This is a genomic window from Mojavia sp., from assembly GCF_059505145.1.
The window spans coordinates 42,393-64,070 of sequence record NZ_JCACKA010000074.1 but is presented as its reverse complement, the minus strand read 5'-3'; the positions used below and the strand labels follow the sequence as shown (position 1 = coordinate 64,070).

Here is a 21,678-nt window from a genome sequence, read left to right as displayed (position 1 = left end):
TGTTCTCAAAGAGAGGGCGACATAGGTGAATGTTTACCAAGCGACTGCTTCTAGGTTTCCAATCACCTGAAAGTGAGCATCGCGTGTAACTAAAGTTAGATTATACTAGAGTGCGATCGCTGCAATCCAAATATCATTTTCAGGTAATGGACGGCCTTTCAACCGTAACTCATTTTTCACCTCACCATAACGACGAGCGGTTTCTGCGTCACATCCAAGTACAGTACAGTTAGCTATAAATTCATCAATACGTTCTAAATTCTGTTTTGAGCGTCCTGATTTTCGCGCACCATAACACAACTCACCAACTGCAATATTTGGGATCAAAACTTCATTTGCTTGTGCAAGACTGTTTTTGATTTCTACCTCATCCGCAAATATAGCAATGATGATATTTGTGTCCAGCAAGTATTTACCACTCATCGGTGTCAACCTGCTGACAATCTTGTTCAATCGCTTCACGCATTAACTCTATGTCATCGGATGGTATTGCACCTGCAAAACGTAGCAGTTTTTGTCCTGGAACACCTTTAATTGTTGAACTAGCTAAATCCCTTGTAAACTCAAGTACCCGCAATTGCAAGTCTTGAGGCATAAGTTTGAGTTCCTCAATTACCTTGTCCAAAATAGATGTATCCATCTTTGTTTACTATCCAGTGCCCTACAATTATTCTAGTTGTACTAAGGTTTAACTAAAAAATTAAGCTAGCAGATTAGCAATAGTGAAAAACGAGAATACCGATATTTTGGAGATATCGGTATTCTGGGACTATCAATTCTTACAAATCAAATAGAATTGCTATATGGCTATACTGATATTCCTAAAATACTAACGCTTTCTATTCTCTAAACTGGTCTTCTCTGCATGAGCTTTGCGTGACAGTACTTGGAGATTATCTATCATAGTTAAACCGCCCTCAAACATAGGTTTAATGTGATCAATTTGGAAATATCCTCGTATTTTACTTTTGAAGCCACTCTTTGGACAAGTTATAAAACCATCTGCGTCTGTATGCTTTGCAAATACAGCATCCCTAATTCTCTTGTATTCAATTTTATCTATCTCGTTAATCCCATACAGAGATAACTTTTCTATGGATATAGTTTCAGGAGTGATATTTGGTGCTGATGGAGCTACGTTATCATATATTTCTGGGGCTTCAAGTTTAATAATTTCAATTGCCAGTTGCTTCATGAAATATAGCTTTTTGTAGTTGAATAAAACTTGCCAAAAAGAATTTTCATCATTCCAAAGTGAGTCGATATAGTCAGCCTTGGCTTTACCACCTAATGAATTATCGTAGATATGTCTTGCCACAATGGACAAATCACATTTACTTCTCTCAGTGAAGGGTATAAATACAGAACTTTTTTACCTTTATTAATAAAATTACGTAGTAGCCAGTGAACTACTGTCAATGTTTTGCCGCCGCCTGTGGGAAGAACTAGCAAGCCTTCAAAAGGAAGTTGATTCTTTTCATTCAGCGCCTTAATTGCTTCATTCTGATGGGAGTATAGCTCTTTGGGAGTTTCACCTGTTTCAACTGCAATAGTGCCTGCGTATTCAACTTGAACGGTTTTCATAAATAGTAAAATCCTGGAAAGACTAAGCTTTAGGTGAGAGGCAGGAAATAGCTCTTCCTCAATGGATTACTGCAATCCATCACCCTAATTGTCAGTATTCCCAATCCCCAATCCCCGATCCCCAGGTCCCAGTTCTACAGATTTGAAAACTTGTTGCCAAACTAGCTGTTAACTATAGGGTATAGATGCGATGATGAAGTAACTACAGACAAAGGGAAATAATAATTATTTGTCCTTTGGCTCTTGTAGTTGCAGGATAGCATCACAGTATTGCATGAGAGTTGTTAGGCGATCGCAAATTGTTTGCAACCTCGCTTGTACAGTAGACGCCTGCCTAGCTCCTTGGAAAAACATGACGTCAATTTCCAATAGGCGCAGCTGCTTGCTAATCTCTGTCCGATAAGACTGCTCTCGTGAGTCTACATCAGCTAAAGGCACAATCTGCCGTTGAAAGAATTGGTGTAAGGAGGCTAAACGCTGTCGCAGTTCAGTTGCATCTAGTTGAGTATTGGTGGCATCAGAGCGTAATTGCTCTAGCAAGTTTGCCAATGCTTGATACTTCTCTTGATTTAGAGACATCCAGTGCTAGTTAAGATAGTATTAATGTCAAGTAATTTATCTTCTACAATAAACTTTCTTAAGCTCTTTTCAGAACTAGAAGCCTCAAATCATGCTTTGAGGCTTCATTTGCCAGCAATATATGTCGGGATGATGAAATTTGCAATTTTTACTAGATGATTACCATAGGCAAATAGGGAGTCATTCTTTAACTAATTTTTTTACCCCTATATGGACAATCAACAGCATCTTCTCTTAGCGATGCCGTCAATTTTGTCCATCTCTAACTTATCTACCGATCCCCACTAATTCCCTTTGTATGAGCAGCATAGTTATCAATTCCACAATTGATGTTCCTCTTCCAGAATGGCTACAGACTTGTTTAAACGAGTCATCAGGAAGTAACGGCGCAGCAGCAGATGACCGAAGGCATGGTGATGCAACTTTAATTTGTCGAGCATTTGAATTTGCTTATCGACTACATGAGGGTCAATATCGGAAATCGGGAGAACCATACATTTGTCATCCTGTCGCTGTGGCTGGGTTGCTACGTGACTTGGGAGGCAGTGCTGCTATGATAGCAGCTGGATTTCTTCATGATGTAGTGGAAGATACATCTGTCACAATTGAAGAGATTGATGAGCGCTTTGGCCCAGAAGTGCGGCAATTGGTAGAAGGTGTCACTAAGCTTTCTAAAATCAATTTCAAAAGCAAAACTGAAAGCCAAGCGGAAAACTTCCGGCGGATGTTTTTGGCAATGGCGCAAGATATCCGGGTAATTGTGGTGAAGTTGGCAGACCGGTTGCATAATATGCGAACTTTACAATTTATGCCAGACGAAAAACGCCGCCGGATTGCTCAAGAAACGCGAGATATCTTTGCACCCTTAGCCAATCGCTTGGGGATCTGGCATTTAAAGTGGGAACTAGAAGATTTATCTTTTAAGTATTTAGAACCAGAAGCTTTCCGCCAAATTCAACAGCACGTTTCTGAAAAACGGACATCGCGGGAAGAGAAATTGGCTAAGGCTACGGCAATTTTGCGGGATCGGTTACAGCAATCAGGAATCAAGTGTCTCGATATCAATGGGCGTCCTAAGCACCTTTATAGCATTTACCAAAAGATGCAGCGGCAGCAAAAAGAATTTAATGAAATTTACGATTTGGCAGCGCTGCGAATTATTGTTGAAACCAATGAAGAATGCTATCGTGCTTTGGCGGTAGTGCATGATGCCTTTCGCCCCATTCCTGGTAGATTTAAAGACTATATTGGACTACCAAAACCTAATCGTTATCAATCGTTGCATACTGGGGTAATTGGCTTAACTGGTCGTCCTTTAGAGGTGCAAATTCGGACAATGGCAATGCACCATATCGCTGAATATGGAATTGCAGCTCATTGGAAGTATAAGGAAACAGGCAGTTCTAACAACAGTCATTTAACTACATCAGACGAAAAGTTTACTTGGTTGCGGCAGTTATTAGAATGGCAAAGTGATCTGAAAGACGCTCAAGAGTATCTAGATAGTGTCAAAGACAATTTATTTGAAGATGATGTTTATGTCTTTACTCCTAAAGGAGATGTTGTTCCTTTAAGTCCTGGTTCTACTAGTATTGATTTTGCTTACCGCATTCATACAGAAGTGGGGAACCACTGTGCAGGGGCCAAGGTTAATGGGCGAATGGTTCCACTGTCAACGCGACTGCAAAATGGCGATATTGTGGAGATTATGACCCAAAAGAATTGCCATCCCAGTTTGGATTGGTTGAACTTCGTCAGAACTTCGGCGGCAAAGTATCGGATTAAACAATGGTACAAGCGATCGCGCCGTGAAGAAAATGTTGCTCGTGGTCGAGAATTTTTAGAAAAAGAACTTGGTAAAACTGGTTTTGACAGTCTGCTGAAATCGGATGCGATGCAAAGTGTAGCAGAAAAATGTAACTACCACAGTGTCGAAGATTTACTTGCAGGTTTAGGTTACGGTGAAATCACGCTGAATCTAGTACTTAATCGTTGGCGAGAAGTGGTGAAGGCGCAACAACCTATTGCCGTTGTACCCCAGTTTTTGCCAAAAGAGTCAGCAGCAGCAGCCAAAGCTTTGCGGGATGGGCCAACTACTTCACGCTCTACTGATTCGCCAATTGTTGGGGTAGAAGGTTTGGTGTATCATCTGGCTGGGTGTTGTACCCCAATTCCGGGAGAAGCAATTATCGGTGTGGTGACACGCGGCAGGGGAATTTCCATTCATCGCCAAGGCTGTCATAATGTCGATAGTGTGGAATATGAGCGGCTAGTACCAGTCGGGTGGAACGCAGCAGTAGAAAATAGCGCTCGTCCTCATACTTACCCTGTGAACGTTCAAATTGAAGCACTTGATCGTGTGGGGGTTTTAAAAGATATCTTGTCTCGTTTGAGCGACCAGGGGATCAATGTCCGCTATGCTCAAGTGAAAACTGCTATTGGACAACCAGCCTTGATGGACTTGGGTATAGATATACGCGATCGCCCGCAATTAGAACAAGTATTTACCCAAATTAAGAAAATGAGCGACATTCTCAATATACGTCGCGTTAGTCAGATGGACGAGTAGTAAAGACGCTGATGTCCTTTTTATATGCAGTCAAATATCAAACCATCCCCCTAGCCATCAATAAACCAATCTCTTCTACCGTCGCTGTCTGTGCATCCAAAATAGCGACAAACTCGCCTCTGTAAATTACGGCAATGCGATCGCTCATTGCCATCACTTCTTCTAACTCAGTAGAAATATACAAAATTGCAGCACCGCGATCGCGTTCTGCTAATAATCGAGAATGAACGGCTGCTGTCGCCCCGACATCTAACCCCCGTGTTGGTTGCATGGCGACAATTACAGCTGGTTCTCGCGCCAGTTCTCGCGCTAACACTACCTTTTGTTGATTTCCTCCCGAAAGCTGACTTACCTTGACATCTTTCCCTGTCGCCCGAATATCAAACTCTTGGATTGCAGTTTGGGCATGAGCAGCGATCGCTTCTTGTTGTAACAGAAAACGGCGACAAAATGGTAGATATTTAAAAGCTTTTAAAATCAAGTTTTGGGCAATGCTAAATTGCAATACCAATCCCATTGTTTGCCTATCTTCTGGGATGTAGCCCACTAAGCAAGGATTGTGCGTAAACTCTATTTTACCCTGCTTGATAGTTCGTAAAAGAGCGATCGCATCAGCTACTTCTCGCTGTCCATTGCCATCTACACCAGCAACTCCTAAAATTTCTCCTGCCCGCAACTCAAAAGATACATTATTTACAGTAGTAATACCCCTGTCATCAGCAATTTGTAAATTTTGCACCGACAGGATGATTTCTCGTGGTAATCTATGACTTTTATTTAACTGTAAAACCATCTCACGTCCCACCATCAATGCTGCTAACTGCTGAGGTGTCGCTGCTTCAGTTGATGTTGTGGCTACTACTTTTCCTTGCCGTAAAACTGTTACCGTATCGCAGAGATTCATTACCTCTTCCAACTTGTGGCTGATAAAAATAATTGTCTTGCCTGCGGCTGCCAATTGGCGCAAGATAGCAATTAATGTTTCTACTTCCGGCGGTGTCAATACTGCTGTTGGTTCATCGAGAATTAATAATTTTGCTTGGCGGTAGAGAACTTTGAGAATTTCTACCCGTTGTTGTGCCCCAACAGGTAAATTTTCAACTTTAGCTGTGGGGTCAATTTCTAATCCGTAATTTTGGGATAAACCGGCGATTTCTTGATGTTTTTGGCGGAGGTTCAGTCGCCAACTTTTCTCTGTGCCTAAGATGATATTTTCTGTGACAGTCAACTGGGGCACAAGCATGAAGTGTTGGTGAATCATGCCAATACCTAATTTTATTGCCTCATTGGGTGAGCGAATTTTTATCGGTTGCTCTTGGAGGTAAATTTGGCCAGCATCAGGTTGATAGAGTCCACTAATGATATTCATTAAAGTACTCTTCCCTGCACCATTTTCACCTAGAATTGCATGAATAGTTCCAGATGCTACATTCAGGCTGATATCATCGTTGGCAATCAAGCAATCAAAACGTTTGGCAATTTTTTCTAACCGTAAATAACTCATAATACTATTAATATATGTAGCCTGCATTCGGCTTTTACGTTACCGAAGGGTAGGCAATATTTGTTTATAAAGTCTTAAAATTATAGGTTAGAAAACTGGGTAATTTTCCAATATATCATGCTAAATATGCTGTTGTTTTTTTGATACAACGTGTATAATTGATATTTTAAAAATTAATTTTTTTATCAACAATTTCTTGCTTTGCATTCAATACCTTTTGCTTAACTGCTTCCGGCACCATCGCCCCAAATTTTCCTAAAAATAATATATCTGGTCTTTCTAAACCAATTGTATATATTTCTCCTTTTAATTGTTTTTGTTTAGCTAGTTCTGCTATATAAGCTATGGCTAAATCCAAGCGTTTGACAGCGCTAGTTAAAACAGCTTTTGGCGCAACGTCCAATTGATCATTTGTATTACCAAAAGCATATACTGCTTTTTCACCTGCTGTTTGTAAAACTGCGGCTGAGGCATTATCTAACCATTGATAGATGACATCAGCACCAGAAGAAATTAAAGCTAATGTAGCTTCTCTTGCTTTGGCAACATCATTCCAATCGCCTGTAAAAGTAGAAGTAATTTGAATATTGGGTTTAACAGACTTTGCCCCTAATTCAAATCCCCGCAGTTCTCCTTCAGTGGCTGGGAATTTCTCTCCGGCAATATAAGCTAATTTGTTGGATTTAGTTACAGAAGCGCCAATAATGCCACACAAATAGCTAGCTTGAAGGTGATCTATGCGTAAAGAAGCAATGTTTTCTTTGTTGAGATTACCATTAACACCAACAAAAAATGTATTGGGAAACTGTGGGGCGACTTGTTCAATTGCGGCATCAAATTGCCCGCCATGCGCGAAGATGAGATTGTAGCCTTTACGAGCGAAATCTGTTAATATTTCTGTTTGATCAGCTTGTGCTACTTTTTCTACATAGGCAATTTCTGCGCCTAGCTTTTGTTTGGCTAGATTTATGCCTTCATAGCCAGATTGATTCCAGGCTTTGTCAGTAATAATTCCAGGGAGAGCGATCGCTATTTTAAACCCTTCAGCACCACCCGTTGTTGTGGCTGTTGGTGTCATCGTTTGATTACTACTGCAAGCTTTCAGCAGTAAGCTAGTACCAAACGCCGCTGAACCAAACAAGATAAATTGACGCCGACTAAAGTTTATTGTCATACCTCGCCTTAAGATAGCTATTTTACTTATTTCAACACTCTAAAGTCGTAAGTGAGATTTTGGAAGCAGTTTCTCAATTTTTCTCACTGTTGACTGAAGACAAAATAGTATTAGTCAACAAAACTGAATAAATGTGAGCAAATCGAGAATAAGGCGAATCCCATGTACAAAAATAAGGAACTTTGGCGTGTCATCCTGGCAGTATCGATAATTATAGTTGGAGTGACGCACTTTGTTGTTCCACAACCATACGTCAAAATTATGCCGCCACAACTGCCATATCCTTTAGGATTAGTTTATCTCAGTGGCTTTTATGAAATTTTGGGTGGGATAGGATTATTAGTCCCGCCTGTGAGTCAAGCAGCTGCCTGGGGATTAATTTTGTTATTTATTGCGGTTTTCCCTGCCAATATTAATATGGCGGTTAATCATATTAAGATTGAAAGCATACCCTACTCAGATTCACCTTGGGTTCAAGCAATTAGGCTTCCCTTACAAGCAGTTTTCATTGCTTGGGCTTGGTGGTATACAAAACCTTCAGACCAAGAAAAACAAGCTTCAATAATTCCCAAATCACTCATTCCTAAAGAGTTGAAATAGTAATTTTATAATTTTATGAGTACATCGCAAACAGTACAGCAATTGCAGGCAGAATGGATAACACCAGAAAATTTCCGCCGTTATGGACAGGTGATTTTTCCTAGTTCAGATGGCAAGCCTTTTGATACAGAAGATGCACAATTAAATCTGCAAAATGGCACTCCGCGCTTTTATATTATGCGCCTGCATGGGCGAGGGCGAAAGTTTCATAAAATTACCCGTCATGTCCAATGTACTCAATGTTTAGGTTCCTTGGAAGGAAAAGATTGGTTAATTGCGGTTTGTCCTCCTCATAATGAATTGGATGAACCAGTTTTAGAGGAGATTGCTGCTTTTCGCATTCCAGGGAATTGTTTTATTAAGTTAAATGAGGGCACTTGGCACGCCGGCCCTTATTTTGAGCATGAAGTTGTAGATTTTTATAATTTAGAACTCGCTGATACAAATGTGGTTGATCATTTCACCCATGATTTACTCAGTAGTCATCAGTTAGAGTTTGAATTGGACTAGAAGTTACAATATAACGGGGGCAATTCTTTCAATTCAAATATTTATATTTCATCTCCAAAGCCAATTTAATTTCAAAAAACTTTTGATTTTCTGGCACCATCTTTTTGCTAAAGGCCTAGACTTGGATGCAGTTCTTGATGGCTTTGACCATCTTGAACGTGGCGATGTAACAGGAGTTTTTGAAATATCCAAATCCTGTTCTATTTGTGCAGCCTTATTTAAATCTGAGGTAGCTCGATATTCATATCCTAGTTGAGAACAAACTAGCCCACGATATTTATATGCGTCAATGTAGCGAGGATTGAGGTGAATTGCTCGTGTAAAATCTGCGATCGCTTCCTGATACCTCCCATGAGTAGCATTCTCCACTCCCAAATTATAGAAAGTTTCTGCATCCCAGCGATTGACAGATATATTAGTTGGGTTTGTCGGTGAAGATGGATACTCAACAGTAGTAGCTAGCTGTTCAGACTTAATTTGGTTGTAAGCTACGTTGATTTCTTTAATTTTTTCCTCAGCTTCCTGTTTTTGCTTCTGATCAAAAAAGCGATCGGGATGCCAAGTTTTAACCAACTTACGATATGCTCGCTTCACCTGTGCTTGCGATGCACCTGGTTTCAGCCCTAGAATTTCATAAAGATAATTGATATCGAGGTGTAGACGCTCTCGTGGCTTGTCGTTAGACATCGCGCATACTAAATAGTTAACTATATAAATCTATGCTAACGATTTCTAGAAATTTCCTGCCTAATCACCCTTTTCAGGCAATATACAAATTTTTTCTGCATACAAAGCTCAAAACTGTCCGCAGTCTTATAGATTAGAGATAATATTTCCAAAGCAGTAATTCTCAAAAGCTATGACTCAAGCTATACCCAAGCTAGTAACCTTTGAGGAGTTCGTCGATTGGCTGCCTGAAAATTCAGGGGTGCGCTATGAACTGCATAATGGAAATATTGTTGAAATGGCACAACCAGTAGGAGAACACGAAGAAGTTAAAGGGTTTTTAACAATAAAGCTTAGTGCTTCAATTGACCGATTAAATCTTCCTTATGTTATCCCCAACCAAGCCATAGTTAGACCTTCTGGAAAAGATTCGGGTTATTTTCCAGACGTGTTGGTGCTAAATCGTGCAAATCTAGCAAATGAACCTTTGTGGAAAAAAGAATCTACTGTGAGCTTGGGTGCATCCATACCTTTGGTAATTAAGGTTGTATCAACCAACTGGCGGGATGATTACCACTTGAAATACGCTGATTATGAAGAGATGGGTATCCCCGAATATTGGATTGTCGATTATGCTGCCTTGGGTGGACGTAATTTTATTGGCAACCCCAAACAACCGACAATCTCCGTCTGTAGTTTGGTTGATGAAGAATATCAGATAAGTAAGTTTCGAGATGGCGATCGCATTATCTCCCAAACTTTTCCCGAATTGAATCTTACCCCAAACCAGATTTTTCAAGCTGCTGTGGTGTAAGGTTTAAATTCGTAGCGTCTCCAAAGGAGATACCCGCAGGGTAATTTGTAATAACGATTTCTAGAAATGTCCTAAACTCAACTAAAAAAGCATTACAGTTTCGCTAACAAGGGAATAGCGTAATAGTTTTATCCCCACTGCCACTAGCTAGAGTCTTACCATCTGGGCTAAAGGCAACGGAATACACAACATCCTCAGAGGATGTAAAAGTGCAGATTTCATTGGCAGTATCTACCTGCCATAATTTTATAGTCTTGTCTTTACTCCCACTAGCTAGAGTTTTGCCATCTGGATGAAAACTGACAGAAAAAACGTGTTCAGAATGCCCTGCGAGAGTGCATAATTCTTTGCCGTTCTCCACCTGCCATAACTTAATCGTCTTGTCCCAACTGCCGCTAGCTAATTTCTTACCATCTGGGCTGAAAGCAAGAGAATTAATTCCTCCAAACCAGCCAGAATGACCACTGAGAGTTAAAACTTTCTGTTTAGCCAGATACCAAATCTTGATGGTTTTATCATTCCCAGCGCCCCCACTGGCTAAAATCTTTCGGTCTGGGCTGAAAGTAACACATAAAACTTCATCTGAATGCCCCTTGAGTGAGAGTATTTCTTTTCCAGTCTCTAATGACCAAAGTTTGATAGTCTTGTCTTTACTGCTGCTAGCTAAATTCTTTCCATCTGGGCTAAAAGCAACACAGTAAACCTTTTCTTCATGTCCTGTAAAAGTACGGATTTCCTGTCCTGTATGTACGTTCCACAACTTAATAGTTTTGTCATCACTACCACTAGCCAAGGTCTGCCCATCAGGACTGAAAGCTACTGAGTTAATACCTCCAGACCAAGAAGATTCTCCGTGTCCCTTGAGGGTGCAGGGTTCTTTATTAGCTAAATGCCAAATTTTTATGGTTTTGTCATCGCTACCACTGGCTAACTTCTGCCCATTAGGGCTGAAGACAACAGACATCACCTTATCTGAATGTCCTTTCAGAGTGCGTACAAATATTAAATCTTGCATGGTTGGGTATGTATATGATCTGTCGTAACTAATTAGTGATAAACCGTATGACTATATTGCACAGCAACCGATATCGAGACGTAGATGTGCCGACTTGTCATTAGACATTATTGTGCATACTGAGAATAGGCAACACATTGAAACTATGGTTAGTATTCCCAGAAATTTCCTAGACTCAACCCAAACACCTCATAGCGGCTATCACTGGGACGGTAGTAGCCGCCGCTTTTTTGAAGGTTGGTATTACCGCGTTACTTTACCGGATTGTGGTGAAACCTTTGCATTCATGTACTCTATTGAAGACCCGATTGGCGGTAAACCCCATAGTGGTGGTGCAGCCCAAATCCTTGGGCCGCAGGATGAATATCTGTGCCGTACTTTTCCTGATGTAAAAAAATTTTGGGCTAGTCGAGATGCCTTAGCTTTAGGTCATTGGGGCAAAACAAATTTACCTACGCAGCCTTTCTACCTCCTAAGCACAGAATTTGAACGCCATATTCAGGAAGGATATCAAGCTACAGCCACTTTAAATCAAGGAGTGATTCGCGATCCTGCTACTGGTAATTATTGCCGTTGGCAATATGAAATTCAGCCTGTATACGGTTGGGGTAATCAAGGTAGTATTCAGCAGTCAACCGCTGGTTGGCTGTCGTTTTTGCAGATTTTTGAACCTGGATGGCAAATTTTAATGGCTCACGGGTTGGCTAGCGGTTGGATTGACTGGAATGGCAAAATATATGAATTCAAGAACGCCCCAGCCTACGGTGAGAAAAATTGGGGCGGTGCTTTTCCCCAAAAATGGTTTTGGCTAAACTGTAATAGCTTTGATGGCGAACCAGACTTAGCGTTAACCGCAGGTGGCGGGCGGCGTGGTGTGCTGTGGTGGATGGAATCGGTAGCGATGATTGGCTTGCACTATCAGGGCAAGTTTTATGAGTTTGTGCCGTGGAACTCACAAGTTCATTGGGATATACAGCCTTGGGGCAGATGGCAAATGCAGGCACGAAATTCAAATTATGAAGTAGAGTTAACAGGAACCACAAATCTACCCGGTACACCTCTACGCGCACCGACAGCCAACGGTTTAATCTATTGTTGTCAAGATACCATGCAAGGAAAGCTAGATTTGCAGTTACGAGATATTACTGGGGGAAAACCTCAAATTATTCTCAAAGCACAAAGTTCGCTTTGTGGCTTAGAAGTTGGGGGTGGTTCTTGGGATAATTCTTGGCAGTCTCGTTAAAAATACTGCTATCATTGTACATGCTTCATACTTGGGGCTGTAGCTCAGCTGGATAGAGCGAGCGCCTCCTAAGCGCTAGGTCGCGCGTTCGAATCGCGCCAGTCCCGTAATTATAAAATTCCAAGAATCCCTTTACAGCAAAAATTTGAGGAATTTTATGTTTTGGCTCAATAGCGGACAGGCGATCGCAATTATATTCCTCTGTTTGCTTGGTTTGAACGAGTTAGATTCATCAAATCTCCTCACTTGGGGGTTTGGTGCAGAAATAACTCGTGAGCTAGTAAAAAACTATGATCTCAAGCATAATTTCTGCTGGGCAATAGCTGTATGATGCGTTAATCTGGTGTGTAGAACCGCGATTAGTGGTAGGTTACGGCGCAAAAACTACTGAATTGTTCAAAAATTACACTTACGAGTAGTTTTATCACGACTTACTTGACGTAAGTTTAGATTTTCTTTATAAATGACCTCTAGGCGCTAAGTTGGCGATTTATATCTGTCCAGTCCTGTCGCTTACAAAAATATAGTGTATATAGTTATCGGCAGTCTTTGATTGATATGCCGATACAAGGTAGGATAGTCCATCAACTAGAGATGAAAGTGTGAAAACGCTTTTCATTGAGTTCTAACAGGCAAATCCCCAAATTTTTATTTGGATAAACTTTTTGGAACTCTGCTACCCTACATAATTATTGTTTTTCTTATAGTTAGAGAAAATTTTTGATTTAGTAGACGAAGTAATCGAGCCTTGAATAAGCTAGTGTTTGCAGGTAACTCTTTTCGATTTATGACTTTTGCTCTACCACTATTAATGTGGTGGGGATATAAGGAAGTGAAAAGCCAATTCGTGGAACCACAAGCGGTTGTAGTGTTAGGCGGTTCAACGAAAAATTTAGAGCGAGAGAAGTTTACAGCAGATTTTGTCCGTAAGCATCCAAATTTACCAATTTGGATTAGTGGAGGTAGTCCACCTAGATACACTCAAAAGGTGTTTGCCAAAGCTGGCATTGCTCCCGACCGTTTGCGCTTGGATTACGAAGCTGTAGATACAGTTACTAATTTTACTACGTTAGTAGATGAGTTGCAAGCTCAAGGTATTAAGAGCGTTTATTTGATTACTTCTGACTTCCATATGCGCCGTGCTTGTGTCATTGGCGAAATTGTTTTAGGTAGTCGCAATATTGTGTTTAAAGCAGTACCAGTTCCTTCGGAGAAACCACCTGAACCGATTGAAAAATCAATCCGCGATGGAGCTAGAGCTATACTTTGGCTGGCAACTGGTTACACGGGTGCAGAAGAGCAAAAAAAGAAGCAGTAAGTAGTTTTGGTTCTACCGTTACTTTAATCGTGAGAAGAGAAGATTGACTGAATTTAGTAAAAACAGGCGATCGCGTAGCGCGCCCTGTTGCCCAACGGCACTCCGTGCGGTTGCCTGAAAGCAGAGCTTTGAGGGAGCCTGTTCTGTAAAAACAGGCGTGTCTTCATATGGGCGATCGCTTTTAGTCATCAAATCCCACGAAAAAATTTGTTGGTAAGTGCGAAAAATGGCTTATTTACCTCAAAAAATAATCGAACAAGCGAATCGACGATGTTGTTCTGCTACACAGGTTGTTGTTGGTTGGCAGCTGTAAACGGACTGACAAACCTATTGTTAAACAACAATTTTTACGTGGCTTTTCTAACCTTTTTTTGACGATTATTGAAGTCAGAGGTAAGCATTTTGGGCTATGTCCTTTTTTTGATTTCTCTACAGTAAAAGATTATTTGTTTGTTAGGGCTATCGCCTAATATTTACAGCAACCTTGTGGATAATTCTTCTTACTCAAATTTTATGACGCCAAAGTTGACTATTAGCTTATTAACCTATTAATAAGCTAATAAGTCACAAAAACTGGACAATATTCCTCCTTGAGATTGAGGAAAAACTCCCTACTTGAGATAGAGCCAACTACATAATTACAAAGGTTATTCTGAATCATATCTAAGGTTGGGTAATAAATAAAACAACACTCACATAAAAAGATTTCAATATTCTTAAAATCTTTGGTGATTGCAAAGTTTAATTTGTCAACATTTTCAAATTGAGGAGTGAAATCAACAGCTATGACTAGTCCAAGCGATCGCGAAATCTATCACAGTGAAAATAGGCAAGAATCTTACACAGATGCTAACGGCGATACCCACATAAAGCGAACTACTGAAACAGTAAATAGCAGCACAAGTAATTCTAATTCTTACGGTAGCGGCTATGTACAAGGTCGAAATACTGAGCGTAGTTATCAGCAAGCTAATTTAGCAGAGCGTGATAACAGTAATACTGCTAATGGTTTACTGTTAGGCGTTATCCTTACTTCCCTAGTTAGTTTGCTCGTAGGAGCACTCTGGTACTTCAATCAAGGCAACAACGAAGCCGTTGACAATGCTGTACCACTAGTGGTTCCTGTACCAACTAATGCTAGTCCCTCTCCCACACCTACTCAATCTCCGCAACCACAAACTACGATCATTGAAAGAACTAAGGAGATACCTATTCCGATTCCACAGCAGGTTCCATCAGTGTCTGCACCTTCCCAACCGAATATTAATATTACTCTTCCGCCTCAGCGACCTACATCTGAAAAAACCTCGTCTCCATCGCAGGCAAACCCCAGCCCACAAAATTCAACTAGTAACACTCCTACTCAACAAAATAAAGGCGACACTTCTGTAAACAGTCCCATTCAAGGGTTAGACCAGCCAAACAGTACGACTAGTAACGGTTCTACAGCCCCTGAAGATGCTGATACAGGTGCTTCTGTCCAGTAATAATTACTGTATCTTTGTGTGATTTCTTTGGTAGACCTTTCCATCTTCGGAAGGGGCTACTACATTTGTGTAACTAATTTTAGATAGTTGAATCTTTTTAGCTAGCTGCTAACTCAACTGTTTTGCTCTCAAGCAGTTTGGTATTGACTACACTTACAGCCACAGAAGTCAAGCGGCAAAGTTTTTAAGAAATGTTTCCGTATTATTGCGAGAAATTAATGGTGATCAAGTTTAGTAAATATACTATTAATCCTCAAAGGATAATGCTAAATTAAGAACAAGGTACAAAAAGGTTAAAAGTTAACCTAAATCTTGAAATTAGAGCCTGTGCCTCCTGCTCTAATACCCTCGCAATCACTACTCACTTGTGGCATCTGTTGAACGTGTTTTCGCCTTAAGTTCCTCAATAAATGTTGTGGAGGTGATTGAACGCACAGCCAGAAATGCCTGCCTAATTGGAATCGAAGATGTACAAGTAGTTATAGAGAAAGGTTGCGAAGTTTATCCACGTTAGTTTAGTTAGATTGTCTCAAAATTTTAAAAGTTTTCTCAAACAATTGCATGTTGCGTTAACCGCCCTAAGCTGCTGATATTTATCCTTCGTAGCTTGAGGCGGTTTAAGTTTTGTGTAAGTTAAAAGTCTATGCTCAAAACTCTAGAGTACTAGAGTAAGCGAGTTTTTCTGAACTAATCTTTATTGGCTAACTAAGGTAATTACAGTAACTTCTGGTGGACAAAATAGGCGTCCTGGTCGATAAGTTCCTAAGCCACGATTGACGTATAACTGATTGTTTCCCACTTGATGGAAACCCTGGGCCCACTCCCAATATCGCACTACTTTAAAAGAGTCTCCTAATAATAAAAGTATCCAACGCCGCAATTTTTTGGGTAATTTTTTCAAGAACTTTTTATAATAAAAGACTAGAGGGCCAATGCCTGGTAATACAATGTGACCTCCATGAGTATGACCAGATAACTGCAAATCTACTCGCCATTGCTGTAATATCTTGGCAGTGTCTGGGTTGTGAGATAAAACTATGCGCGGTATGGTGGAGTCTAATTGATTCATTATTGGTACAGGTTTAAACTCTGGTGACCAATAATCAGCTAATCCTACTAATGGCAACTCTTTTCCCAGTGGGTAAGCAATCTCATTCCACAAGACATGAACTCCTATGCTAGTAAAGGCGTCTGTCACTTCTGCTTTGGAGTAGCTGTAATGTATATCATGGTTTCCGAGAATTGCATAAATACCACAGCGACTTTCCAAATGTTTGAGTCGGTGCGCTAATTTATGAATTGGGCTGGGATCATCGGTTACATAATCACCAGTTAATAGAACTAAATCGGGTTCAGCTTCATTGCTAAGTGCGATCGCCTCCTCCAACATTTCTTCCGATAGCCGCAAGCCATCATAATGAAAATCTGATAGCTGTACTAGTGTTGTACCTTGTAAAGATGCAGGTAAATTTGCAATCTTAACCGTTAGTTTATCTACTCTTAAATGTCCTGTTAATAACCAATGCATAGAGCAACAGACACTCCTCATAGCAGCAGCGATTACAGCTTACCAAAAAACAAAATGTATCTTGAGTAACTACAATAAGTTATGTTATAAATTTCTCAAGTAATTAGAAAATCAATTTCATTTTTATTGTTAAACTACTCATTTTGTAGCGTAATTATAGTAACTTCAGGTGGACAAAATAAACGTCTTGGGAGATAGGTTCCTAACCCGCGATTGACATATATTTGATTTTTTCCGACCCGATGTAAACCCTGTGCCCATTCCCAATGGCGCATTACAACGTAATCTTGTTGCAAACATGGAATCTGACGTCGGAGTTTTAGCGGTATTTTTCGCACAATTCTTTTGTAATAAAGTATTACAGCGCCTAACCCAGGAATCACGATTTGACCACCGTGAGTATGGCCAGATAATTACAAATCTACTCTTCATGCTTGCAATATCTCCGCAGTATCAGGATTGTGGGATAAAACAATTCTGGGCGAAGTAGGGTCTAGTTGGTTCATCACTAATCCAGGATCAAATTCTCGTGAGTAACGATCCGCTAATCCTACTAGTGGTAATTCTTTCCCAAGTGGATAGGCGATTTCATTCCACAGGACGTGAACCCCAATATTATTGAGGGCGACGGTAATTTCTACTTTTGAGTGTCTGTAACAGATGTCATGGTTACCGAGTACAGCATAAATACCAGCACGACTTTGGAGGTTTTTAAGCCGTTGCGCAGCGTGTGAATCGGTTCTGGGCTTGCAGTTACATAGTCACCTGTCAATAAAACTAAATCTGGTTCAGCTTGGTTGCTAACTGCGATCGCCTTTTCTAGCATTGCTTCCGACAGCCGCAAGCCATCATAATGAAAATCTGACAACTGCACCAGCTTTTTACCTTGTAACGATGCAGGCAAATCTGCAATCTTAACCGTCAATTTCTGTACACTCAACGGCCCAGATAACAACCAGTGCATAAGGCGCTCAATTATTCTCGATAATAGCGCTTACAGCTTAACCAAAAATCATTTGATTGCCTGTGGCAACCCAAACAACTTCTTGAAAAATTCATCAAGTATGTAACTTGCTACTGTATTTATACTTAAGCAATTCAACTGTGGCTAGGCTATTTGCTGTCAAAGTGGAGTAAATTTTCTAGATATAGCACTTCTGAAGCTGGTTATTAACACAGTGTTACGAACACGTAACATCAGACGACTTTACCGGATTAGGAAGCGCTAGGCTATATTCAGCATATTTAACGATTCACTATACCGCTCTAGGGAAGGATGTAATCAATGCAACTTGCACCAACTGAAGAACAGATGTGGGAAGCATCAGCCTCCCATAGCCGCATCCAAATGTCTGATAGTCAAATTAACGATAAGTATGAGTCTGGTGAACAAAGAATACTCACCGAAATGAACCGTGAAAAACTTCCGAGTTTTGTCGAAGCACTAAAAAAGCCTGGTTATATGGATGTGCGACCTTTTTATCAAAGAAGGGATCGATGGGATGAAAAAATGCAATCACGGTTGATCGAGTCGTTTTTGATCAACATTCCTGTTCCTCCAATTGTTCTTTATGAGAAAGAGTTTAACTTTTATGAGGTAATGGATGGTCAACAAAGAATTACAGCTCTTCGGGATTTTTATGAAAACCGCCTCATATTGACTGGACTAGAACTTTGGCCAGAACTTAATAAACGTACTTATGCCACTCTTCCTACAAAAATTAGAGCAGGGATTGATCGTCGCTCCATATCATCTATAGTTCTAATTACAGAGTCAGCATCTAATCCTGAAGAAGCAATGCTTTTAAAACAGCTTGCTTTTGAGCGTTTGAATACTGGTGGGATCGCACTCAGTCAGCAAGAGGTACGTAACTGTTTGTATTATGGCAAGTTCAATCAACTATTACTTGAACTAGCAGCTCATTCTATCTTTGCAGAGGCTTGGGGAATTCCCCTAAACAGCCGTGAAGAACTCGTTCAAAATAATCTATACAAAAAAATGGAAGATGCTGAATTAGTTCTTCGTTTTTTTGCTTTACGCCATGTAAACGACTTCCGTAGAGGAATGGAGGGATTTCTTGACCTTTACATGATTAAGAGTTTGAAATTTTCTGATGAGGATATCGAGATTCTCAAAAATATTTTTATCAAAACTATAGATTTAGCGCACCAAATCTACGCAGAGAATTTATTCAAGCCCTTTGATCCTAAGATTGACAACTGGAAAGATAGCGCTTACAAAGCCTATTACGATGCCGTTATGGTTGGATTTAGCAGACATTTGAAAGAAGCAGATATTTTAATTGAGCGGAAGCTAAGAGTAATTGAAGAAACAAAAAGGCTGTTTATAAAAGACAAATCAAAACTTTTTACAGGTGGTGGAAGAACCAAGACTGATATCCAGGAAAGAATCAGATTGTTCGATGATATGCTTTCCCAAATCATCGCAGAGTAAAGAGCGATGTTTCAGAATATCCTAACGACAGTAAGAGTAAATATTTCTACTGTACGTTCGATCATCAAGACCAATGAACGACTGAGACAAATTTCGTTTGGAGCAAATACTCTAATACAGAAAGAATCGTATGAAGAAACGGAATTAATCCTCGACACGCTAATGCAGGATATCCCTAGAGCAAGAGAGTGGCGAGTTTATGATCACTGTGCTGCTGTCACGCGTTTATACGCCATTTATGAGCGTTTTGTGGAAGATTTAGTTAGTGATTGGTTAGTACTTCTGCCAAGATTATTTCCACGTTATCTAACTTTAGAAGAAAAAATCCGAAATACTCACCAAACAGGGGTGGGAAGATTGTTACTTGAACTGAAGAAAAATAGATATGAACACTTATCTATTGAGGAAGTAATTCGTGGATTATTTCATGGAACTACTGGTGAAGCAGAATATGAGCTATTGCCAGATGCATTTCTCTTACATGAACAAAACTTACGCAAGGAAACATTAGTAAAATTGTTGGCAGATGCTGGTATAGCGGACGCATGGAACTGGGTGGAAAAGCATAGAGATATCCAGTATTTCGTCCAAGAAATTAGAGCAAGTGAAAATACTGCGGAAGGAGAACTCAATGAACTGATTAGCTATCGTAATGAAGCTGCACATGGAGCACCCATAGACAACTTCCTAGGTTCCAATGCTTTGTTAGAATTGTGTGACTTTATTGAGACTTTGTGTCAAGCCCTTGCTGAGTTGGTAACTTATCAGGTTATTGAGCGGAAGAAATCAATAGGTGACGCTAGAGAAATAGGCCGGATTACAGAATGGTTTAAGGGGCCTAAAGCTGGAGTAGCAAAGGTTGAGAAAACTACCCTATCAGTCGGAGGAAGCCTTTTTCTTGTTAACGAGGCACGTTCTTGCTGCCAGTTAGCCAAAATTGAGAGTATTAGGATGATCGAGGACGCAAAAGAAGTTGATAAAGAACAGGTGGAAATAATTAGTGAAAGTGAGGTTGGATTAAAGTTTGATGTTGACGCGAGAAAAGAGTTACGCCTATATCAATTAAAAGCTTAAAGGGTGGCTAAAATCTGGTAATTATACCAGAGCCAGTAGCCCAAACTAAAGCCGCTCGCTTGGTTGTAATTTAACTGACGCTAGGAATAAATTCATAAGTAACAGGGGTTTAACCAAGTTGTATTCTCTTGGTGATTACAATACATCCAGCTACTACGAAAAAAGCAAGTTCAGCCAACAAAAATGCTGCTAAGGATGTGAGCATTCCAAGTTTGCTCAAAATTAATACTAAAGCAGTAGCTCCAGCGTTACCACTAAAGTATAAACCAATGGCTAAACCGGACTGAAGAAGAGGAAATTTACTTAAGCAAAAGGGAATCATACTGACAAAAATTAGTCCGAAACTAACACCAAAAGCAACTATGAATGCTACTACTAAGATGTCGCTATCATTTAACAGTGCCAGTCCCATTAAACCTGTCATGGCTCCTAAACCCAATAAAATTGCTTTATTAGCGCCTAATTGAGACGTCCATTCTCCCAAAGGAACTGAGGCGATCGCAGATATTAAAAGTATGCCAGAGGTAATAAATTCTCTCTTGATGCTGGGCAGTTGATTTTGTAATTCTTGAGGAAATATCAACATGAGCAGATTTACTTCCAATCCTACGCCCAAACCAATCACAAACATCAAAATTAATAATGCAGTTGGAGTAGATGCTACGTCTTCTTTATAGGAATAATTATTCAAAATATTTGTGGGAGTTAGCGATCGCAAAACGTATGCTCCCATAACTAAAGCGATCGCGCCTAACAAAAAAGTAATCGATGCGCCTGTTGTGTTGAGAAAGGCATACAATAGTGGCTCAATGGCTGCTAATAAGCCAAATATTAACACTAGAACTGCATTAGCTTGAGGTAATTCGGTCATAGGTGCAAACTGAGTTAACAGTGCGATCGCCGAACTCCGAAGACAAATTATAGCTATTACCCAAACACTCATCAGCAAAGGTACTAGCCAACGTATACCTCCTTGCAGATTTTGTTCTACTAACAGCGAGACAGCCACAAAAATCATGCTTGCTAGTGTTACTCCCACACTAATTATCGGTAAGCGATTGCCCAAGCGGTACTGGATGCGATCGGAGAATCTGCCCGCAAAAGGTTCTATAACTGTAGCGAGTAAGCCTTGCATTATCCCCAACCAACCTGCTAATTCTACAAATTGCAGTTTTTGTAGAATTTTTGGCTGATAAAAACCGTATGCCATCCAACTGAAGACGATTGCTCCCAGTAAAGCAGCTAATCCCCAAACTTGTCGCCATAAAATCTCAGGGCGGGAATCAAAAGATTTAACCATGATTTTGCCTTGTTCTCTTCGTCGGTGGTGCGATTCTAGGACAAGTTCGATAGGAAAAATGGCATTATAAATTGCATAATCTTATGCCGCAAAAAAGTAAGTTACTTCATATTGAAATTTTTCTCTAAGTAAATGTTCCCTGACTAGATCAAAAACTTCTCAGTGTCTGCTCATAAGTTACAAACAGCTACCAGAACAGAATACTATTTATTTAATGTAATATTTTATACTTATATTTAAGCTGCCTGTTGGTTAAAA

The 21,678-nt window shown here is 40.2% G+C and carries 23 protein-coding genes, 1 tRNA gene and 1 pseudogene; 12 read left to right on the top strand and 13 right to left on the bottom strand.

The features are described from left to right. Positions 1–105: 105 nt before the first annotated feature. The 5 genes from AC5JL8_RS19300 to patD all read right to left on the bottom strand — a co-directional run bounded on the left by AC5JL8_RS19300 (position 106) and on the right by patD (position 2,163). Positions 106–423 (bottom strand): type II toxin-antitoxin system VapC family toxin, encoded by a 318-nt coding sequence (locus tag AC5JL8_RS19300; RefSeq protein WP_495881302.1) that lies wholly within the window; start codon positions 421–423, stop codon positions 106–108. Further along, complete coding sequence (locus AC5JL8_RS19295; protein WP_495881301.1) at positions 413–640, bottom strand: hypothetical protein; 228 nt, start codon at positions 638–640, stop codon at positions 413–415. The genes AC5JL8_RS19300 and AC5JL8_RS19295 overlap by 11 nt, the downstream gene beginning before the upstream one ends. Before the next feature lie 189 nt (positions 641–829). Next, positions 830–1,318 carry an HNH endonuclease signature motif containing protein gene (locus AC5JL8_RS19290; RefSeq protein ID WP_495881300.1) on the bottom strand — a complete coding sequence of 163 codons (489 nt, stop codon included), beginning with the start codon at positions 1,316–1,318 and terminating at the stop codon, positions 830–832. Beyond that, positions 1,288–1,584 (bottom strand): DEAD/DEAH box helicase family protein, encoded by a 297-nt coding sequence (locus AC5JL8_RS19285; RefSeq protein ID WP_495881299.1) that lies wholly within the window; start codon positions 1,582–1,584, stop codon positions 1,288–1,290. The genes AC5JL8_RS19290 and AC5JL8_RS19285 overlap by 31 nt, the downstream gene beginning before the upstream one ends. A gap of 225 nt (positions 1,585–1,809) precedes the next feature. After that, positions 1,810–2,163, bottom strand: a complete 354-nt coding sequence (patD, locus tag AC5JL8_RS19280; protein ID WP_495881298.1) for a heterocyst frequency control protein PatD — start codon at positions 2,161–2,163, stop codon at positions 1,810–1,812. Positions 2,164–2,461: 298 nt separating this feature from the next. Between patD and AC5JL8_RS19275 the strand changes: the two genes are divergently transcribed. Beyond that, positions 2,462–4,732, top strand: a complete 2,271-nt coding sequence (locus AC5JL8_RS19275) for a RelA/SpoT family protein (RefSeq protein ID WP_495881297.1) — start codon at positions 2,462–2,464, stop codon at positions 4,730–4,732. A 37-nt stretch (positions 4,733–4,769) separates the two neighbouring features. On the opposite strand, the gene AC5JL8_RS19270 is transcribed toward AC5JL8_RS19275, so the two are convergent. Then, positions 4,770–6,236: an ABC transporter ATP-binding protein gene (locus AC5JL8_RS19270; RefSeq protein ID WP_495881296.1), complete on the bottom strand. Its 1,467-nt coding sequence runs from the start codon at positions 6,234–6,236 to the stop codon at positions 4,770–4,772. Between the two features lie 166 nt (positions 6,237–6,402). Beyond that, on the bottom strand, positions 6,403–7,410 hold the full coding sequence (locus AC5JL8_RS19265; RefSeq protein WP_495881295.1) for a BMP family protein: 1,008 nt from the start codon (positions 7,408–7,410) through the stop codon (positions 6,403–6,405). A 162-nt stretch (positions 7,411–7,572) separates the two neighbouring features. Here AC5JL8_RS19265 and AC5JL8_RS19260 point away from each other — a divergent pair, with 162 nt between their 5' ends. Then, complete coding sequence (locus AC5JL8_RS19260; protein ID WP_495881294.1) at positions 7,573–8,010, top strand: DoxX family protein; 438 nt, start codon at positions 7,573–7,575, stop codon at positions 8,008–8,010. 15 nt (positions 8,011–8,025) lie between these two features. Beyond that, a complete protein-coding gene (locus AC5JL8_RS19255; protein WP_495881293.1) occupies positions 8,026–8,520 on the top strand; it encodes an ureidoglycolate lyase in 495 nt (164 codons plus the stop codon). A gap of 48 nt (positions 8,521–8,568) precedes the next feature. Here AC5JL8_RS19255 and AC5JL8_RS19250 read toward each other — a convergent pair whose 3' ends face one another. Beyond that, a complete protein-coding gene (locus tag AC5JL8_RS19250; RefSeq protein ID WP_495881292.1) occupies positions 8,569–9,207 on the bottom strand; it encodes a J domain-containing protein in 639 nt (212 codons plus the stop codon). Positions 9,208–9,379: 172 nt separating this feature from the next. On the opposite strand from AC5JL8_RS19250, the gene AC5JL8_RS19245 reads away from it, so the two are divergent. Then, a complete protein-coding gene (locus AC5JL8_RS19245) occupies positions 9,380–10,000 on the top strand; it encodes a Uma2 family endonuclease (RefSeq protein ID WP_495881291.1) in 621 nt (206 codons plus the stop codon). A gap of 103 nt (positions 10,001–10,103) precedes the next feature. Here the strand turns inward: AC5JL8_RS19245 and AC5JL8_RS19240 are convergent, their stop codons facing one another. Beyond that, the gene (locus AC5JL8_RS19240) at positions 10,104–11,015 is read right to left on the bottom strand and encodes a WD40 repeat domain-containing protein (protein ID WP_495881290.1); all 912 of its coding nucleotides are present in this window, start codon (positions 11,013–11,015) and stop codon (positions 10,104–10,106) included. A gap of 145 nt (positions 11,016–11,160) precedes the next feature. Between AC5JL8_RS19240 and AC5JL8_RS19235 the strand changes: the two genes are divergently transcribed. The 4 genes from AC5JL8_RS19235 (at position 11,161) to AC5JL8_RS19220 (ending at position 13,576) form a co-directional block, all read left to right on the top strand. Continuing rightward, positions 11,161–12,258 carry a tocopherol cyclase family protein gene (locus AC5JL8_RS19235; protein ID WP_495881289.1) on the top strand — a complete coding sequence of 366 codons (1,098 nt, stop codon included), beginning with the start codon at positions 11,161–11,163 and terminating at the stop codon, positions 12,256–12,258. 33 nt (positions 12,259–12,291) lie between these two features. Next, positions 12,292–12,365 (top strand) — tRNA-Arg (locus AC5JL8_RS19230). 50 nt (positions 12,366–12,415) lie between these two features. Continuing rightward, a complete protein-coding gene (locus AC5JL8_RS19225; protein WP_495881288.1) occupies positions 12,416–12,589 on the top strand; it encodes a hypothetical protein in 174 nt (57 codons plus the stop codon). Between the two features lie 456 nt (positions 12,590–13,045). Then, positions 13,046–13,576, top strand: a complete 531-nt coding sequence (locus AC5JL8_RS19220) for a YdcF family protein (protein ID WP_495881287.1) — start codon at positions 13,046–13,048, stop codon at positions 13,574–13,576. 18 nt (positions 13,577–13,594) lie between these two features. Here AC5JL8_RS19220 and AC5JL8_RS19215 read toward each other — a convergent pair whose 3' ends face one another. Then, complete coding sequence (locus tag AC5JL8_RS19215; protein ID WP_495881286.1) at positions 13,595–13,765, bottom strand: hypothetical protein; 171 nt, start codon at positions 13,763–13,765, stop codon at positions 13,595–13,597. 581 nt (positions 13,766–14,346) lie between these two features. Here AC5JL8_RS19215 and AC5JL8_RS19210 point away from each other — a divergent pair. Continuing rightward, positions 14,347–15,063 carry a hypothetical protein gene (locus AC5JL8_RS19210; protein ID WP_495881285.1) on the top strand — a complete coding sequence of 239 codons (717 nt, stop codon included), beginning with the start codon at positions 14,347–14,349 and terminating at the stop codon, positions 15,061–15,063. A 367-nt stretch (positions 15,064–15,430) separates the two neighbouring features. Then, positions 15,431–15,577: a hypothetical protein gene (locus tag AC5JL8_RS19205; RefSeq protein WP_495881284.1), complete on the top strand. Its 147-nt coding sequence runs from the start codon at positions 15,431–15,433 to the stop codon at positions 15,575–15,577. A 180-nt stretch (positions 15,578–15,757) separates the two neighbouring features. Here AC5JL8_RS19205 and AC5JL8_RS19200 read toward each other — a convergent pair whose 3' ends face one another. Together AC5JL8_RS19200 and AC5JL8_RS19195 are read right to left on the bottom strand one after the other, a co-directional pair. Next, positions 15,758–16,591 (bottom strand): metallophosphoesterase, encoded by an 834-nt coding sequence (locus AC5JL8_RS19200; protein WP_495881283.1) that lies wholly within the window; start codon positions 16,589–16,591, stop codon positions 15,758–15,760. A 134-nt stretch (positions 16,592–16,725) separates the two neighbouring features. Next, positions 16,726–17,555 (bottom strand): annotated as a pseudogene (locus AC5JL8_RS19195) (metallophosphoesterase). A 321-nt stretch (positions 17,556–17,876) separates the two neighbouring features. Between AC5JL8_RS19195 and AC5JL8_RS19190 the strand changes: the two are divergent. Both AC5JL8_RS19190 and AC5JL8_RS19185 read left to right on the top strand, forming a co-directional pair. Continuing rightward, positions 17,877–19,046: a GmrSD restriction endonuclease domain-containing protein gene (locus AC5JL8_RS19190; protein ID WP_495881282.1), complete on the top strand. Its 1,170-nt coding sequence runs from the start codon at positions 17,877–17,879 to the stop codon at positions 19,044–19,046. Positions 19,047–19,052: 6 nt separating this feature from the next. Then, positions 19,053–20,120, top strand: a complete 1,068-nt coding sequence (locus AC5JL8_RS19185) for an MAE_28990/MAE_18760 family HEPN-like nuclease (protein WP_495881281.1) — start codon at positions 19,053–19,055, stop codon at positions 20,118–20,120. Between the two features lie 109 nt (positions 20,121–20,229). On the opposite strand, the gene AC5JL8_RS19180 is transcribed toward AC5JL8_RS19185, so the two are convergent. Beyond that, a complete protein-coding gene (locus AC5JL8_RS19180; RefSeq protein ID WP_495881280.1) occupies positions 20,230–21,420 on the bottom strand; it encodes an MFS transporter in 1,191 nt (396 codons plus the stop codon). Positions 21,421–21,678 lie beyond the last annotated feature (258 nt).

Bases quoted from the DNA above. Each gene is read 5' to 3' on its own strand.
- AC5JL8_RS19300 (WP_495881302.1), bottom strand. From the start codon at position 423: ATGAGTGGTAAATACTTGCTGGACACAAATATCATCATTGCTATATTT.
- AC5JL8_RS19295 (WP_495881301.1), bottom strand. From the start codon at position 640: ATGGATACATCTATTTTGGACAAGGTAATTGAGGAACTCAAACTTATG.
- AC5JL8_RS19285 (WP_495881299.1), bottom strand. From the start codon at position 1,584: ATGAAAACCGTTCAAGTTGAATACGCAGGCACTATTGCAGTTGAAACA.
- patD (WP_495881298.1), bottom strand. From the start codon at position 2,163: ATGTCTCTAAATCAAGAGAAGTATCAAGCATTGGCAAACTTGCTAGAG.
- AC5JL8_RS19275 (WP_495881297.1), top strand. From the start codon at position 2,462: ATGAGCAGCATAGTTATCAATTCCACAATTGATGTTCCTCTTCCAGAA.
- AC5JL8_RS19270 (WP_495881296.1), bottom strand. From the start codon at position 6,236: ATGAGTTATTTACGGTTAGAAAAAATTGCCAAACGTTTTGATTGCTTG.
- AC5JL8_RS19265 (WP_495881295.1), bottom strand. From the start codon at position 7,410: ATGACAATAAACTTTAGTCGGCGTCAATTTATCTTGTTTGGTTCAGCG.
- AC5JL8_RS19260 (WP_495881294.1), top strand. From the start codon at position 7,573: ATGTACAAAAATAAGGAACTTTGGCGTGTCATCCTGGCAGTATCGATA.
- AC5JL8_RS19255 (WP_495881293.1), top strand. From the start codon at position 8,026: ATGAGTACATCGCAAACAGTACAGCAATTGCAGGCAGAATGGATAACA.
- AC5JL8_RS19250 (WP_495881292.1), bottom strand. From the start codon at position 9,207: ATGTCTAACGACAAGCCACGAGAGCGTCTACACCTCGATATCAATTAT.
- AC5JL8_RS19245 (WP_495881291.1), top strand. From the start codon at position 9,380: ATGACTCAAGCTATACCCAAGCTAGTAACCTTTGAGGAGTTCGTCGAT.
- AC5JL8_RS19240 (WP_495881290.1), bottom strand. From the start codon at position 11,015: ATGCAAGATTTAATATTTGTACGCACTCTGAAAGGACATTCAGATAAG.
- AC5JL8_RS19235 (WP_495881289.1), top strand. From the start codon at position 11,161: ATGGTTAGTATTCCCAGAAATTTCCTAGACTCAACCCAAACACCTCAT.
- AC5JL8_RS19225 (WP_495881288.1), top strand. From the start codon at position 12,416: ATGTTTTGGCTCAATAGCGGACAGGCGATCGCAATTATATTCCTCTGT.
- AC5JL8_RS19220 (WP_495881287.1), top strand. From the start codon at position 13,046: ATGACTTTTGCTCTACCACTATTAATGTGGTGGGGATATAAGGAAGTG.
- AC5JL8_RS19215 (WP_495881286.1), bottom strand. From the start codon at position 13,765: ATGACTAAAAGCGATCGCCCATATGAAGACACGCCTGTTTTTACAGAA.
- AC5JL8_RS19200 (WP_495881283.1), bottom strand. From the start codon at position 16,591: ATGCATTGGTTATTAACAGGACATTTAAGAGTAGATAAACTAACGGTT.
- AC5JL8_RS19190 (WP_495881282.1), top strand. From the start codon at position 17,877: ATGCAACTTGCACCAACTGAAGAACAGATGTGGGAAGCATCAGCCTCC.
- AC5JL8_RS19185 (WP_495881281.1), top strand. From the start codon at position 19,053: ATGTTTCAGAATATCCTAACGACAGTAAGAGTAAATATTTCTACTGTA.
- AC5JL8_RS19180 (WP_495881280.1), bottom strand. From the start codon at position 21,420: ATGGTTAAATCTTTTGATTCCCGCCCTGAGATTTTATGGCGACAAGTT.